A 14,527-nucleotide genomic window follows, 5' to 3' on the forward strand; every position below is an offset into this window, starting at 1 on the left:
AACAAATCCTCCGAGATGGGTGGAACTATAAACCTACATATTCTTTGAAGAAATCACCGCGCTGCTCGAAGTTCTTGAAGACTCCGTAGCTTGCAGATGCTGGTGATAAAATTACCGCAGTGCCCTTTGATGCGTAAGCTTTAGCAAAGGCGCAAGCATCCTTAAGGTCTTGGATGTAGTGTACTTTTTCCATAAATGATGGAGAGGCAGTAGTCTTGAGCTTTTCTAATATAACTTTTCCGCTGTCGTACATAAGTATAATGTGCTCAAGTCTAGTGGTAGGTAAGAACTCTACAAGTGGGTCATAGTCGATGCCTCTATCCATTCCACCAAGAAGCAGTGTCCCTGCATTTGGAATTGCTCTTACAGCACTAATTGCAGATTCAACAGTGGTTGAAATAGAGTCGTCGTAATAGTCGATTTCATCAAGCTTGCCAAGGTACTGAAGACGATGGGCAAGTGTCTTAAATGTAGCAAGTGCAGCCTTGAAATCCTCGTCAGAGATGTCGTATCTGCGACATACATCATAGACAAAGGCTGTGTTGAAAAGATTGTGTGTGCCTCTTAAAGTTACCCCAGGGATTTCCTCAAATGAGTTAAATGGAAGATCCTGAGACTTAACCTTGATTACAGTAGCCTTGCACTCGCCTGTGGCAGGTAAAAAGTCTGGGTTACAGAAGAGGAAGTCACAGTATCCTTGATTTCTGTATATATTTTTCTTGGCATTCCAGTATTTCTCAACTGTGCCATAGTGATCCAAGTGGTCCTCGTAAAGGTTTAGAAGAATTGCCTTCGATGGAGCAAATTTAGCATACTCTAGCTGATGGCAGGAAAGCTCAAAAACGATTATTGTACGTGGGTGAATCTGGTCTGTAATATCAAAAATAGGAATACCGATATTTCCACCGAAGAGCACATCTTTACCGCATTCTTTAAGTATATGATATAAAAGTGAAGATGTTGTGGACTTGCCCTTTGTGCCAGTGATACCGATAGTCTGTGCTCCATACACCTCAAGGAATAAATCTGCCTGACATGTGATGCGACAAGAGTAATTGCTGATGTCCATTGGGAGAACGATTCCAGGGCTCTTAAATACAACATCGTAGTCATTGAGGCAGTCTAAATAGCTGGCTCCTGTAATGACCTTGTGGCTAGATGTAAGGTCTGAACTGACTGCATTGGCATCAGCTATATCGAGGCATGCATATCCGCCTACAGAGCTAACCATTCTAAAGCTTGACTGACCCTCTCGACCGTAGCCTAAAATTAATACCTTTTTATCTTTAACTAAATTTCTAATTGTTTCCTTCATTTGCAAGTGCGTCCTTTATTATAGATTCGAAATAATCATTTAATGCATGTTCCTTGCTGTATTGCTTGATATATTTAGCAAATGGCACGCTTGGTACTACAGCTGAATCCTGGTAGTGCATTAAAAGTGCTGGAAGGGCAATCTGCCTAGCAGCGTACTTGCTGATTGTTTCGGTGATAGAGGCATTGACCTCATCGCGGCTACCAACACATTCAAATGGCTTTTCAGGAAGGATGCCACATAACTTGTCAAAGTCCTCCATAAGAGTCTCATCTTCAAACAGTCTCTTGCCAAAGATTGCATCTAACTCTTCGAGAGAAAGATATGGCGAGAGGATAATGTATACAAAAAGACACTTTGGACAATGTCCACACCAGATATCCTGCTTGCTTCCTACGTTGCAGCTCTTAAAAATGCCGTGGTATTTTTTGAAGCGTGAAAAGAGCATAGCAATCTGAAGCTCTGAAAGAGGACGCAGGAAGCTGAAATAAAATACTCCTGAGCCAATATAGTTTCTCTCGTAGCTTCTGAAATCAGACTCAAACTCAAAACTCTTTGAGTACTGATGATTAACATAGCTGTCTAATACAGTGGATTCATTGGCACTAGACTCATTTGAAAGAGCCACAAAATCCAAGTTGTTTATGTATCCTGCAATGATACTAGAAAATGCAACAAGAGCTGAAAATGGAGTGTGACCATTTAAAAATCCCTTGGCATTTAAATCAAGCATGTTTTTATCTAGAGTACGCTTTGCGTAGATTGTTTTTTCGGTAAGCTCTGCCACCTGTACTGTAGAGTCTGTGGCACCACGAGAGTTAATTACATAGCAATTGACATCTGCCTTATCTTTTAAGAGTTCGATAGATACAACAGAATCCTTTCCGCCGCCTACAGGTACCATAACAGAAGGCTTTTTGTTGCCCATGATTTTAGGAGCATCCTTTGGAGTGAAGCTTCTAGTAGGCTTTGAACTTTCGCAGGTGATAGTCATGAAGTCTTCGAATTCTTCGCTGATGCCATTGGTGTAGTAAAATTCCCCAAGGCCATTGAAGTAAAGCTTTTTCCACCATCCAATTTGCTCGGCAGTCAATGCTCTGTCCTTGATAATAACAGTAGGTGGGCAAGCAATTTTCCAGTAGCTGATAAGCTCCACCATTCCAAGAGAGAAAACCATGTCTTCGATTAAATCTGTCTTAATCTCATCAACTGGATTGATTCTTGGGATGTACCAAGTAGGGTGAAACTCAGAAAGACCATCAATGGAAAAATCAAAGGTCATGCTGATGCCTGACTCATCTAAATCATAAGAGAATCCCTGATATGTAAAAGTAGGATAGTCCTCTCTGCATTTTTTATAAAAATCTTGTCTACTCATATATATATGATAATTCCTTTATAAGTTTTAATTGTTTATAATATACATAGTTACTATTCATAGGAACCCGCACTCATTCCTAATGGAACTCTTTTTGGGTTCTTCTTGGTGGGTGTATGGAATTAGTAACATTTTAACTAACAAATTATATCACAAATTTCTTTAAGTAAAAACATTAGGGAGAATGAGCTTATGCCACATGTTGGAGGCCAAAAATTAAAGATAATAAATGAGTATCAGATTCTCATGGAAGAAAGCGATGAGAATCATCCTATCAATGCCATTGAGATGACTAGACGCCTTGAAAAGCGTGGTATTCCTGCCGAGCGTAAGGGTGTTTATAGAGATATGGAGACACTTATTGATGCAGGTGTTGATGTAATAAAGGGAACCAAGGGATACTATATTGGCTCCCGTACCTTTGAGCTTGCAGAGCTAAAGCTTCTTGTGGATGCAGTGGGGGCCTCAAAGTTTATATCTCAAAAGAAAACAAGAGAGCTTGTGGAAAAGATTACAAGTCTTGCGGGTGTTGATGATGCGGAGCAGCTTAGCCGTCAGGTTGTAGTGCCAGACAAACCTAAGGCAGGAAATGAAAAGATATTCTATTCAATCGATGTGATTTATCAATGTATAGATAACAATAAGAAGATGTCTTTTAAATATCAGGAGTGGACTCTAAGCAAGGAGATGCAGCCACGCCACGGAGGAAAGACCTATGTAGTAAGCCCTGCATTTTTGCTTCGAAACGATGAGAACTATTATCTTGTTGCCTTTGATGATGGAAGTGGTGAAATAAGACATTATCGAGTAGATAAAATGACATCCACTTCAGAAATGGAAGAAGATCGAGGTGGACTTGAATTAATAAAGGAGCTTAATCCTCATGAATATGCCAAGCAGCATATCAGTATGTTCTCAGGTGAGGAGAGGGTTATCACCATTAGATTTGCCAAGCATTTGATTGGTGTAGTCCTTGATAAGTTTGGAACGGAGATAGATGTGCGTCCTGATGGAGAATCTCACGTAAAGGCCCGCATATCAGTTGCAGTATCACCTCAGCTATACGGATGGCTGGTAGGTATCGGCGCCACTGTGGCATTTCCAGAGGAGGAGGTCATAAACTACCGTAAATACCTTGAGGATATAATAAAAGAAAGTCAGTAGGTAAAAAGACATTAGCTCCCTCAAGGAAATCGTGTTAGATGACTGGAGAGAGTCTAAGGCTTGTTGTCGTAACTGGCATAGTTTTTATAAGTCCTCTAGTTTTAGATATATCCTCCATCAACGCCTATTATTTGCCCTGTCATATATGATGGGGCATTTATTATGCTTAAAACTACCTGAGCGATTTCTTCTGGTAAGCAGAATTTACCAGCAGGAATTTCCTCAGCAAGCTCTGATTTTTCCTCAGGAGAAAGCTGAGAGTTCATGTCAGTGTCAACTACGCCGCAAGCAATGGCATTAACAGATATACCATTTGGAGCAAGCTCCTTAGCAAGGGCCTTTGTAAATGAATTGACACCGCCCTTTGTAGCAGAGTATGCAACCTCACAGCTGGCACCTACCGTGCCCCACATAGAGCTGATGTTTATGATATTTCCTGATTTTTTTCTTACCATGGCAGGAACCACAACTTTTGATGTATAAAAAAGTGGGGAGAGATTGGTGCCAATCATGCTATTCCAATCATCTACAGACATATCAGTAAGAAGACCAATAGAGGCTTTGCCGGCATTGTTTACAAGCAAATCTACCTGGCCAAGCTTTTCTAAGGCATCCTTGCATGAGGCGATAGTAAAATCAGAATCTGCTATATCACCACAGTAGGTGTAGACCTGGATGTGATATTCATTAGATAAATCCTCAGCCAGCTTCTGAAGTAGATCCATATTTTTATGGCAGAAAAGGGCTAGATGATATCCTTCTTTTGCTAAGGCCTCGGCAATAGCTTTTCCTATTCCTCTGCTAGCTCCAGTGATGATAGCTGTCTTTTTCATTGAATTCTCCTTTGTCAATAGCTAATAGCGTATACAATTTATAAAATAATTATTAATAATCTGATAAATGCCTTGTGGTTTTATCATGCAATTGATATACTATTTACATGATATACCAATTCAAAAGTATCACTTCTAATTGATACCTCTAGTATATCAAATCCACATGTAAAGGGGTACGACATCATGAAAACAACAATCACAGGAAAGAACATCGAATTAACCCAAGGTCTCAAGGACGCTGTGGAGGAGCGTTTCAAAAAATTAGACAAGTACTTTAACAAGGATACGGAAGCAATCGTAACGCTAGACGTGGAGAAAGGACGTCAGAAAATAGAGGTTACAATCCCTATGAAGGGAAGTTACTTGAGGGCTGAAGAAGTTACATCTGATATGTATGCATCTATCGAGGCAGTTACTAATACACTTGAAGCGCAGCTTAAAAAACACAGAAACAAAATCATCGACAAAAAGCAGTCAGATTCTCGTGTGATTTTCGCACAGGATTTCATCGAAGAGAAGGTAGGCGAAGAAGAATCAATTCAGATTATTCGTAAGAAAACATTTGATATGAAGCCAATGTATGCTGAGGATGCTTGCCTTGAAATGGAGATGCTAGGACATGACTTCTTCATGTTTAGAAATGCAGATACAGACGAGATTAATGTAGTTTATAAGAGAAAAAATGGAGCTTATGGTCTTATAGAGCCAGAGTTCTAGAGTTCAAATTTTCATAAAGAAAAGTTCAAAGAATTTTAACCTCCTGATGATAGAATTGGAATTCGGTTCTGTGTTTTATCTTTAGGAGGTATTTTTATGAATAAAACTGTATTCGGTTTTCAGTTGGCCTACTTCAGACGAGCAGCAAATCTTACTCAAGAAGAATTAGCATTGAAAGCAGGATGCGCGACATCAACTATTTCTAGAATTGAATGTGGATTAGAATTTCCAAGACTAGAGTTGTTTGCAAGGCTCGACTCCATTTTCGAGCAATTTGGTTTTACCTACGAGGAACTGCCTATGAATGAAATATATGATTTTCATAAGGCAAAGGACGAGCTTCTGGCAGCCATTCATGACGGACGAGAGGAAATACTAGAACGGAAGTTAAAAAGATTTGAAGAACTAATGATAAAAGACAATGTGGAACACCAACAATATTACGCCCTAGGCTATCTCATTTGTATGAGAAAAAGGGGCATGAGTATTGAGGAATATATAGATAGATGTATTGAATTATTTGAGAAGGGGAGAAAAATACCAAAGATAGAAGATTTGCATATGCTTCATCTCACAAGGATAGAGCATATGATTATTTTTGAATATGCCAAGGGGCACTATGAGTTGGGAGAGCTGGAGTTTGCAGAGAAGCTTATGGCGGCTCTCATGAAGTACAGTTTAAAAAGAAATACGGATTATCATATCCAAAGATGCAAGGTAATATCTGCTACATTTGCCAAGGTACTGCTCAGTAAGAAGGACTATTGCAAGGCACAAAAATGCGTCAATTATTTGTTGGTGAAAATAGCGGAGGCCCTAGATTCGAGAATTCTTTATCATGGACTTCAGATTCAAAAAGAATTATTTGACGCGGCAAATGATAGAGAAGGGGCGCTTGTTATCGACGAGTTTATCCTGGCATCACAGAAGATGGTCAATTATCTTCATAATTATAGAAAGGCTGGGTGACTTGTTTTTTTTACACCAAAATACTATATTAATCGAGGAGAAAAGCTTTAAATAATTTAAAGAGGTATAGATAAATGGATATAGTAGTTTTAGCTGGCGGACTTAGCTCAGAGAGAGACGTATCATTTAAATCAGGCACAATGGTTGCAAAGGCCCTTAGAAATAGAGGCCATAGAGCGTTAGTGCTTGATGTTTTTATGGGATATTCTGATGCAGAGTGTGATGTTACTGATATTTTTGAAAACAGTGAGGCCAACTCTGTAAAGGTGGCTGATATTCCTACAGAAGCACCAGATATTGATGCTATTATTGCAAGTCGTGCAGACAAGAGCCCAAGCTTTTTTGGACCAAATGTAATCAAGATTTGCCAGATGGCAGATATTGTTTTCATGGCTCTTCACGGTGGCGATGGTGAGAGCGGTAAAGTTCAGGCAGCTTTTGACTTATATGGAATCAAATACACTGGAAATGATTATGTTTCTAGTGCTATTTCAATGAGCAAGCAGCTTACAAAAAATGTATTTGAAAGAGTTGGAGTACCAACACCTGCAGGCACATCTCTTAAAAAGGAGGACAGAGCAGGATTTAAATTTGAAAAGTATCCTTGCATTGTAAAGCCAAATTGTGGTGGCTCATCAATTGGAGTTACTATTGTTGAGAATCCTACAGAACTTGATGCTGCACTTGATGCTGCATTTGAGTGGGAGGATGAGGTAGTTATCGAGCAGTTCATCAAGGGACGTGAGTTCTCTGATGGTGTTATCGAGGGCAAGGCACTTCCTGTAATTGAGATTGCTCCAAAGCAGGGATTCTATGATTATAAAAATAAATATGCAGCAGGATCTGCTGTTGAGACATGTCCTGCTGAAATCAGCCCTGAGGCAACTGCTCAGATGCAAAAGTTTGCTGAGAAGGCATTTGTTTCACTTGGACTTACAACATATGCCCGCATGGATTTCATGATGGATGAGGATGGAAATATGTACTGCCTTGAGGCTAATACACTTCCTGGTATGACACCTACTAGCCTTCTTCCTCAAGAGGCAGCTCAGGTTGGCATGGATTTTGAAGATTTATGTGAGCATTTGATTCAGGTTTCACTGAAGAAATATAGATAAGATATAGAAGTAGAGAGACGTAGTATATGAAGAATATGACATTGGCTTATGTTGCTCAGGTTGTAGATGGGCAGCTGATTATCCCTGAGGGCATGGAGGCTCTTAAGGATAAGGAAATTCAAGGCGCGGTTAATGATAACCGTAAAATTGAAAAAGATTTTCTGTTTATTCCAATGGTTGGGGCTAGGGTAGACGGACATGATTTTATTGAGGATGCTTTTTCTAAAGGGGCGCTTGCATCACTTTCGGAGCGTCGTCTTAATAACCCATCAGGTCCTTATATTATTGTAGAAGATACAAAGATAGCTCTTAAGCAGATTGCTACAGCATACAGAATGCAGCTTAAAATTCCAGTAATTGGAGTTATAGGAAGCGTAGGCAAGACTAGTACAAAGGAAATGATTACATCTGTTCTTGAGACCAAATACAAGGTGCTTAAGACAGAGGGCAACTTTAATAACGAGATTGGACTTCCACTTACAATATGCCGCATCAAGCCAGAGCACCAGGTGGCAGTAGTTGAGATGGGTATCTCAGATTTTGGCGAGATGCATCGCCTTGGCGACATTGCAAAGCCAGACTACGTGGTAATGACAAATATTGGTCAGTGCCATCTAGAATTTTTAAAGGATAGAGATGGTATCTTAAGAGCAAAGACAGAGGTCTTTGAGCACATGCCATCAAATGGAGTTGTTATCTTAAATGGTGATGACGACAAGCTGATTGGTGCAGAGACTTTTGGTCAAAAGAAAATATTCTATGGCCTTAATGGCCAGGAAATCAGCGCTACAGATGTGGAGGCTGATGGAATTACTGGTACCAAGGCAGTGGTTACAATTGGTTCAGATTCATTTGAAGTAACAATTCCTCTTCCAGGTACTCACAATGTAATGAATGGACTTGCAGCAGCTGCAATTGGAAGAGAGCTTGGACTTTCAGTTTCAGATATCAAGAGAGGCCTTGAAAATGCAGGTACAATTGCAGGCCGCAACAATATAATTAAGGTTCGCGAGGTGACAATCATCGACGATTGCTACAACGCCAACCCAGTTTCAATGAAGGCTTCTATTCAGGTCCTTGGCAAGGCATCTGGCAGAACTATCGCAGTCCTTGGGGACATGGGAGAGCTTGGCAGCGACGAGCGCAAGCTTCACTACGAGATAGGCCAGTCACTTGAGGAGAATCACATCGGATATGTATTCACAGTGGGAGAGCTTTCTGAGGAAATCAACAAATCTCTCAGCCAGAAGAATAGCTCTTGCATGGCTCACCACTACAAGACAGTTGAGGGAATGCTTGAGGATTTGATTCCTATCATCAGAAGCGGAGATACAATCCTTGTAAAGGCATCACACTTTATGAATTTTTCAACTGTTGTTGAGGCGATTAAAAATAAAGTAGGATAAGAGAATTGCAGGAACTATACAATAAAATGCTTGAGGTCCACAACACTGTAGATAGTATTTTTAAAACAGTTGAAGTGCCTTCAATGCTTAAGAACGAATATAATAACAAGGTATCTCAATATGAGAATATGTATGAGTCGGTAGAGACTATGAAGGCTATGGCTGAGACTGATGAGGCAAAAGAAGCCCTTGTTAATCAGCAGATTGAGATACTTAATGTTCGCATGAAATGCGAGGTGGAGTTGGCAAAAAAGGCTGCAGCTTATAAAAAGGTCTAGGATTTGCCACCATATTTTACCTTATAATACAATTCAAACATTCTCTTGGCATCATCCTGAATATAGGATGGTGCCATTTTTACATAATCCGAAAGTAATCCTCTGTCATAAATATCTTCGTCAGTATTCTTTTGTATAGTCTTTTTTATCTGCTGTACATCTAGCTCCAGCTTGCGCTCAGGGCTGGCAAGAATGTAGCGAAGTTTGTAAAAGATTTTAAGACCTAGGAGGACCATAACTAAAAGACCTACTAGGCTGGCAAAAATAACCGCGATGATTTTTGCTACATGAAAAGCTGTGATAGATTCTGTAGAGGCATCGTCTTCAATTGTATCTGGAATAGCAGGAACTGCTGGAGCATCTACAGAGCCTGTATCCTTTTCAAGCTGCTTTCTCCATGAGCGATATTCGGCAGGGATAAATTGGCTGGTTGGCTCAAAAGGAACCCAACCAACATTTTTTATATAAGCCTCTGGCCAGGTGTGGGCACAGGCTGCCGAAACATTATAACTGCTGGTTGCATCAAGGGGGAACTGATAGTAGAATCCGCTTGCTGCCCTGGCAGGGATACCTGATAGGCGAAGTAGCATTACCATTGAGGAAGTATAGTGGACGCAGTATCCCTTTCCAGTGTCAAACAAAAAGTTGTCTGCTAGCATGCTCATGCCAGCAGCTTCATTCATATCAGCTTCTACAGCATCTGCATCTAAATCTGTAGAGTAGGTATACTGGCGCAAATAATTCTCGATGGCCTTGCATTTATCAAAATCACTGGCGTAATCACCAGCCACAGTGGAGGCAAGAGATATCATTCTCTCTGTGGCACCATCTGTATCTAAGTAGTCGACATTTACATTCTGAAGATTTTCTACGGTGTCGTTATAGGCATCTTCCGAAATTATCTTTGAAAAATTAATATCGTACAGCGATTTTAGATAATCACAACAGCTGTCATAATCCAGGTAAGAATCTGAGGCGGCAGGATTTCTATAAAGCTCCATCAGATAAGGGCTACCATAGTCTATTTCAAAATAGGTGGCATTTAGGGTGTATCCCTTTTGATGTTTCTTATCGTTCTTCTGAAGAGGATTGCCATTTTCATCAGTGAGACTGATGGTATTAATAGGGGCAATTTCATCCCTTGTGGTGAGAAAAGAATATTCTAGCGAAAGGTCAGAAATAGTGGAAAAAAGAGCGGCTGTTTCTTTATCCACGTCGTTTCTCCATAGAAGGTTTGCAAATTCTACAAGATGTGAGATGTCTGCAGAATCTGTTCCTGTTAAATATAGTGTCTTGGCCTGCTTCATTCTCTTTGAGGTAGTCTCATCGAAGAATATGAAATAAGGCGAGTCATTTGTGGTGATAATAAGCTGTGTTGTATCAGAAATCTTAAGCTGATTGCCAGAGTTTGTAAGGCTGCTGTAGCCGGTAGTGTATTTATCTGTCCCCAAGATGTTTGAAAAATAGTAGGAAACATTGTCTATTACAACACTTGCTTTGTCAGTTACAGGAGTCCAGTTGATAGGCTCTTGTCTGACTGGAATGAGATAAATAATGATTCCAAGAAGTAGAAAATAATAAAAAGAAAACTTCTTAGGCTGGATAGCGCAAAGAGTCATAATTGCAAGGAAAATTATCAGAAGCGTGTTGATGGAATTTTTCTCCCAAAAACTTCCAAAGGCTAGGAAAAGGCAGATTGCAACCAGTGCAAGTAGAACACTTCCGTAGTCTATATATTTTTTGAATTTTCTTAAGGCGTGGAAAAGAATTTGGATAGCAATAATAGCTAGGATAATGATTCTAGTATGTGAAAAAAGAGCATTTAAAATAAAGGAGCCAGCGGAGAAATCCTCGCCGTATCCCTTGTAAATGCTATATATTTCCACAGAAATAATCAGTAGACAATATTCAAACATTAACAGTTTGATTTCATCCAATAATACTGCAGAAATCTTTTTTGTCTCTACTATCTTCTTTAATGAGAATGCATGTGTTCTTGTCATAATCTACACTCTTTTCCTTGATTAGGGACTGAAGCTTCGTCTTTACTGCATCTGATCTATAGAAAATTCCGTCGGCAATTTCGTTGTAAAATTCCATAAAGCTTTCGTAGGAATCCACTGTTGAAGTCTTTATATCACCTGATGGATAAATGATTTCAAGAGGAACATTTTGCTGACCGAAATTCCATGCTGCGGAAACTACAAATTCTAAAAAGAAGTCTCTCATTTTTAAATACTCTAAGTTTTGCTTGCTATCTTGCCAATTGGCGGCGTCCATTATTATGGTGACGCTGCGCTTTTCCATAGGATTCGGTAGACGGACCATAAGCTCAGAAAACTTTGCGGAGACCTTCCAGTTAATAGAAGAGAGGCTGTCACCAGATTGGTATGAGCGCATATCATTTCCTGGAATATCTTCTACCTGATTAATACTTTTAAATCCTGTATTATTTACCAGATTTTCAAAATCCAGTGCAGAATTTGCTATGTTTGTAATCTTGGGACGAACTACAGCTTTAAAGGTATACAGTACATTTAAATCCACTAAGAAAATATTAAAAGGATCTGTGAATGTAAGGCTTTTTACACCTACATCATAGGCACCTGCATACTTGCAATTTATACTGGAAGTTAGTTCCATTTTTTCTCTTACATCTAGAGATATAAGCTGCCCATCGGTAATTTCCAGCAAATCGCATCTATCAGAATAGGTTGACAGTGCCATGTTATGAATTGGAAGAAATCCAGAATTTTCCAGGAGAATTCGATACTTATGAATTTCTCCTTTTGAGACTTTGTGGATTTCTATTTCCTGATATATAGCTAGGAATTTGTAATTAAGCCCAATATAAAGAATAGAAACAGGAATTATAAGAATCATAGCATACAGCCATATAAAAGCAACCGGCCCTCCAAAGAAGCTGGCAAAGACAATGCTTAATATGAGAAGCAATATATAAATGGCAAAGTTTTTGAAATGAACGGATATTTTCATGAGACTTTTACCCTATGTAGTATCTGTTGGATGAGGAATTCTTTGGTGGTTTTAGAAAGCTTGGCCTCGGTGGTAAGCATAATTCTGTGAGGTAGGGTATAGGAGGCTGCTTCCGCAATATCCTCTGGAATACAGTAGTCTCTCTCGGAAATATAGGCCAGGGCCTGGGCGAATCTGAGCATAGAAAGAAGTCCTCGAGGAGAGGCTCCGCAGGAAATCTCAGGTGTGTTTCTTGTTTCTTCCACGATTTTCACCCCGTAACGGCGTAAATCTTCGTGAATGGTGACAGAATTCACTTCTTTTCGCATAGCTATAATATCTGTCCCTGAAAGAACAGAAGAAGTTTTTTCATGTAAAGTGCCATCAAGGAAACGAGCGGCCATTTCTTCTGAAGCCTTGGCATCTGGATAGCCTACACTTAGCTTTATCATGAAGCGGTCCATTTGGGATTCTGGAATAGGATAGGTGCCCGCCATCTCAGTAGGATTTTGGGTAGCAATTACCATAAAAGGTTCCGGCACAGAGCGCTTTTTGCCATCGATAGTTACAGTGTGCTCCTCCATTACCTCTAGAAGTGCAGCTTGAGTTTTAGGTGAAGTTCTGTTTAACTCGTCGGCGAGAAGGATGTTATTCATGACAGGGCCATCTATTACTTTGAAATCGCCATTTTTTTGATCGTACATGGAAAAACCAGTAATATCCGATGGAGTTGTATCAGGTGTGCATTGAATTCTTGAAAATGAAAGGTCGATAGAATCCGACAATGCTTTTACGATAGATGTTTTGCCAACTCCTGGAACATCCTCAAGAAGTACGTGGCCGTCGGCTAAAAGGCAAGCAATGATTTTGTCTAGAACAGGGCCCTTGCCTACAATGCGCTGCTCTATGTTAGATTTTAGCTTTTGAATATTCTCCCCCATTATATATTCCCCTTATTATTAGAATTTTAGTGTATTAAAAAAGAGCGCTTTAATTAAGCGCTCTTTAGAACTACAAGAGTTTGGCATCTGCCTCAAGCTGTGTAGCTATCAAACTGCGTACATAAGCTCCTGGACGTTTTTTGTTCTCTCCTTCCAATGTGCCACAGTCAACTGGTGGAAGGAATGTGATAATGACTTTTGCTTTTTTAATACGAGGAGTGTGTGTCTCCAGGACATTTCTAGTATTTGTGAAGCATACTGGAACAACAGGTGCCCCTGTTCTGACAGCAATTTTAAGAGATGCTTCATGGAACTCGGCCATCTCTCCGGTCTTAGAACGTGTACCCTCAGGAAATACAAACATATTGATGCCTGCCTTGATATATTCCTGAGCCTTGATAATAAGCTTTAAATCTGTGCGTGGATCAGTTCTTGTAAGGAAAAGGCAGTAGTTCATGTACATCCAAACATTTAAAAGTGGTATCTTTTCAAAAGTCTTTTTTGAAAGAAAGCCTGTAACTGCTGGACAAATATGATAGCCAAGAATTACGTCGAAGAAACTCTGATGGTTTCCAACGAAAAGAACTGATTTATCCTTTGGAATGTTTTCGTATCCGTTAACTGTATAATCAACACCGGAAATAAATGCGATAACGCCGAAAGCCCAGGCAACGCACTTATAGCCAATGACGTCCTTAGCTTTTTTGCTGAACAATCCGACTATGAACAAAATTACCCAAATAGGAATACTTATGATTAAGAAAAGTGTTACGAATGTAATTGCAAGAATGGTTCTTAGCATTGTGACCTCCAAAATTAGTTTATGTTTACATTATAAAATAGAGGACAAAATTTAGCAATTGTGGGCTTTGAGGCGGATTAATTATAATAATTATTCAAAAAAGTGAATATAAATTTTGACAAAATAACCAAAAAGTGATACAATATCGCAAACCACATAAGAATGCTGATTAAAGTATTCAAATGCTAGAAAAGGGGGAGGACATCATGGAACGCGAAGACTTCGACAAGGTGCGAGAATCAGTCAGAGCGCAATGCGGTAGTAGAGTTGTTATTCAGTTAGACAAGGGTCGTAACAAAGTTGACATTCAGCAAGGTGTTATTCAAGAGGCTTACCCAAGTGTATTTACTATATTAGTTGACGACACTGAGACATGTCCATCACAGTTACTTTCCTTTAGCTATACAGACATCATTACTAAAGAAATTCGCATGAAACTTTGCTAGAGTTTGATTACTAGTTACAATTAAATAATGAAGAATTGAGCCGTTGATTTAATCAGCGGCTCTTTTTAGTTGATGGGGTTTATAAAAAGTTACTATTCACAGTTCCTCCCCCTCATTCATAATGGAAGTCTTTCAGACTTCTTTCTCAGTGCTAACGCACTTAACATTATTCATGTAGGGG

Annotated in this window: 14 protein-coding genes; 7 read left to right on the forward strand and 7 right to left on the reverse strand. The window is 39.6% G+C overall.

Annotated features, from left to right (window positions below; all coding sequences use genetic code 11):
• Positions 1–25: 25 nt before the first annotated feature.
• Together murD and BLP50_RS13200 are read right to left on the reverse strand one after the other, a co-directional pair.
• The gene (gene murD, locus BLP50_RS13195) at positions 26–1,315 is read right to left on the reverse strand and encodes a UDP-N-acetylmuramoyl-L-alanine--D-glutamate ligase (protein ID WP_090155557.1); all 1,290 of its coding nucleotides are present in this window, start codon (positions 1,313–1,315) and stop codon (positions 26–28) included.
• Positions 1,299–2,693: a MurL-like N-terminal domain-containing gene (locus BLP50_RS13200; RefSeq protein WP_090155560.1), complete on the reverse strand. Its 1,395-nt coding sequence runs from the start codon at positions 2,691–2,693 to the stop codon at positions 1,299–1,301. Before BLP50_RS13200 ends, murD begins: the two co-directional genes overlap by 17 nt.
• Before the next feature lie 192 nt (positions 2,694–2,885).
• Here BLP50_RS13200 and BLP50_RS13205 point away from each other — a divergent pair, with 192 nt between their 5' ends.
• Positions 2,886–3,857: a helix-turn-helix transcriptional regulator gene (locus tag BLP50_RS13205; protein ID WP_090155562.1), complete on the forward strand. Its 972-nt coding sequence runs from the start codon at positions 2,886–2,888 to the stop codon at positions 3,855–3,857.
• A 101-nt stretch (positions 3,858–3,958) separates the two neighbouring features.
• Here BLP50_RS13205 and ymfI read toward each other — a convergent pair whose 3' ends face one another.
• Complete coding sequence (ymfI, locus tag BLP50_RS13210; RefSeq protein ID WP_090155564.1) at positions 3,959–4,690, reverse strand: elongation factor P 5-aminopentanone reductase; 732 nt, start codon at positions 4,688–4,690, stop codon at positions 3,959–3,961.
• Positions 4,691–4,876: 186 nt separating this feature from the next.
• Between ymfI and hpf the strand changes: the two genes are divergently transcribed.
• From hpf to BLP50_RS13235, 5 genes are all read left to right on the forward strand, one after another.
• Positions 4,877–5,410 (forward strand): ribosome hibernation-promoting factor, HPF/YfiA family, encoded by a 534-nt coding sequence (gene hpf, locus BLP50_RS13215; protein ID WP_090155566.1) that lies wholly within the window; start codon positions 4,877–4,879, stop codon positions 5,408–5,410.
• Positions 5,411–5,506: 96 nt separating this feature from the next.
• Complete coding sequence (locus BLP50_RS13220; RefSeq protein ID WP_090155568.1) at positions 5,507–6,379, forward strand: helix-turn-helix domain-containing protein; 873 nt, start codon at positions 5,507–5,509, stop codon at positions 6,377–6,379.
• A 74-nt stretch (positions 6,380–6,453) separates the two neighbouring features.
• Positions 6,454–7,497, forward strand: a complete 1,044-nt coding sequence (locus BLP50_RS13225) for a D-alanine--D-alanine ligase family protein (RefSeq protein WP_090155570.1) — start codon at positions 6,454–6,456, stop codon at positions 7,495–7,497.
• Between the two features lie 26 nt (positions 7,498–7,523).
• Positions 7,524–8,903 (forward strand): UDP-N-acetylmuramoyl-tripeptide--D-alanyl-D-alanine ligase, encoded by a 1,380-nt coding sequence (locus BLP50_RS13230; RefSeq protein ID WP_090155572.1) that lies wholly within the window; start codon positions 7,524–7,526, stop codon positions 8,901–8,903.
• A gap of 5 nt (positions 8,904–8,908) precedes the next feature.
• Positions 8,909–9,181 carry a hypothetical protein gene (locus BLP50_RS13235; RefSeq protein ID WP_099413233.1) on the forward strand — a complete coding sequence of 91 codons (273 nt, stop codon included), beginning with the start codon at positions 8,909–8,911 and terminating at the stop codon, positions 9,179–9,181.
• Here BLP50_RS13235 and BLP50_RS13240 read toward each other — a convergent pair.
• The 4 genes from BLP50_RS13240 to BLP50_RS13255 form a co-directional block, all read right to left on the reverse strand.
• Positions 9,178–11,184, reverse strand: coding sequence for a transglutaminase-like domain-containing protein (locus BLP50_RS13240; protein WP_090155577.1), 2,007 nt, complete (start codon positions 11,182–11,184; stop codon positions 9,178–9,180). The genes BLP50_RS13235 and BLP50_RS13240 overlap by 4 nt on opposite strands.
• Positions 11,111–11,908, reverse strand: coding sequence for a DUF58 domain-containing protein (locus tag BLP50_RS13245; RefSeq protein ID WP_242869282.1), 798 nt, complete (start codon positions 11,906–11,908; stop codon positions 11,111–11,113). The genes BLP50_RS13240 and BLP50_RS13245 overlap by 74 nt, the downstream gene beginning before the upstream one ends.
• A 266-nt stretch (positions 11,909–12,174) precedes the next feature.
• Positions 12,175–13,098, reverse strand: coding sequence for an AAA family ATPase (locus BLP50_RS13250; RefSeq protein ID WP_090155582.1), 924 nt, complete (start codon positions 13,096–13,098; stop codon positions 12,175–12,177).
• Between the two features lie 70 nt (positions 13,099–13,168).
• Positions 13,169–13,900, reverse strand: a complete 732-nt coding sequence (locus BLP50_RS13255) for a lysophospholipid acyltransferase family protein (protein ID WP_090155584.1) — start codon at positions 13,898–13,900, stop codon at positions 13,169–13,171.
• A gap of 206 nt (positions 13,901–14,106) precedes the next feature.
• On the opposite strand from BLP50_RS13255, the gene BLP50_RS13260 reads away from it, so the two are divergent.
• The gene (locus BLP50_RS13260; protein ID WP_090155587.1) at positions 14,107–14,346 is read left to right on the forward strand and encodes a Veg family protein; all 240 of its coding nucleotides are present in this window, start codon (positions 14,107–14,109) and stop codon (positions 14,344–14,346) included.
• The last annotated feature ends 181 nt before the right edge of the window (positions 14,347–14,527 follow it).

Source organism: Pseudobutyrivibrio sp. AR14, from assembly GCF_900101325.1.
GTDB lineage: Bacteria > Bacillota > Clostridia > Lachnospirales > Lachnospiraceae > Pseudobutyrivibrio.

What these genes read in the sequence shown, in the direction of transcription:
- murD (WP_090155557.1), bottom strand. Translation starts at nt 1,315, where the DNA reads ATGAAGGAAACAATTAGAAATTTAGTTAAAGATAAAAAGGTATTAATT.
- BLP50_RS13200 (WP_090155560.1), bottom strand. Translation starts at nt 2,693, where the DNA reads ATGAGTAGACAAGATTTTTATAAAAAATGCAGAGAGGACTATCCTACT.
- BLP50_RS13205 (WP_090155562.1), top strand. Translation starts at nt 2,886, where the DNA reads ATGCCACATGTTGGAGGCCAAAAATTAAAGATAATAAATGAGTATCAG.
- ymfI (WP_090155564.1), bottom strand. Translation starts at nt 4,690, where the DNA reads ATGAAAAAGACAGCTATCATCACTGGAGCTAGCAGAGGAATAGGAAAA.
- hpf (WP_090155566.1), top strand. Translation starts at nt 4,877, where the DNA reads ATGAAAACAACAATCACAGGAAAGAACATCGAATTAACCCAAGGTCTC.
- BLP50_RS13220 (WP_090155568.1), top strand. Translation starts at nt 5,507, where the DNA reads ATGAATAAAACTGTATTCGGTTTTCAGTTGGCCTACTTCAGACGAGCA.
- BLP50_RS13225 (WP_090155570.1), top strand. Translation starts at nt 6,454, where the DNA reads ATGGATATAGTAGTTTTAGCTGGCGGACTTAGCTCAGAGAGAGACGTA.
- BLP50_RS13230 (WP_090155572.1), top strand. Translation starts at nt 7,524, where the DNA reads ATGAAGAATATGACATTGGCTTATGTTGCTCAGGTTGTAGATGGGCAG.
- BLP50_RS13240 (WP_090155577.1), bottom strand. Translation starts at nt 11,184, where the DNA reads ATGACAAGAACACATGCATTCTCATTAAAGAAGATAGTAGAGACAAAA.
- BLP50_RS13245 (WP_242869282.1), bottom strand. Translation starts at nt 11,908, where the DNA reads ATGGCACTGTCAACCTATTCTGATAGATGCGATTTGCTGGAAATTACC.
- BLP50_RS13250 (WP_090155582.1), bottom strand. Translation starts at nt 13,098, where the DNA reads ATGGGGGAGAATATTCAAAAGCTAAAATCTAACATAGAGCAGCGCATT.
- BLP50_RS13255 (WP_090155584.1), bottom strand. Translation starts at nt 13,900, where the DNA reads ATGCTAAGAACCATTCTTGCAATTACATTCGTAACACTTTTCTTAATC.
- BLP50_RS13260 (WP_090155587.1), top strand. Translation starts at nt 14,107, where the DNA reads ATGGAACGCGAAGACTTCGACAAGGTGCGAGAATCAGTCAGAGCGCAA.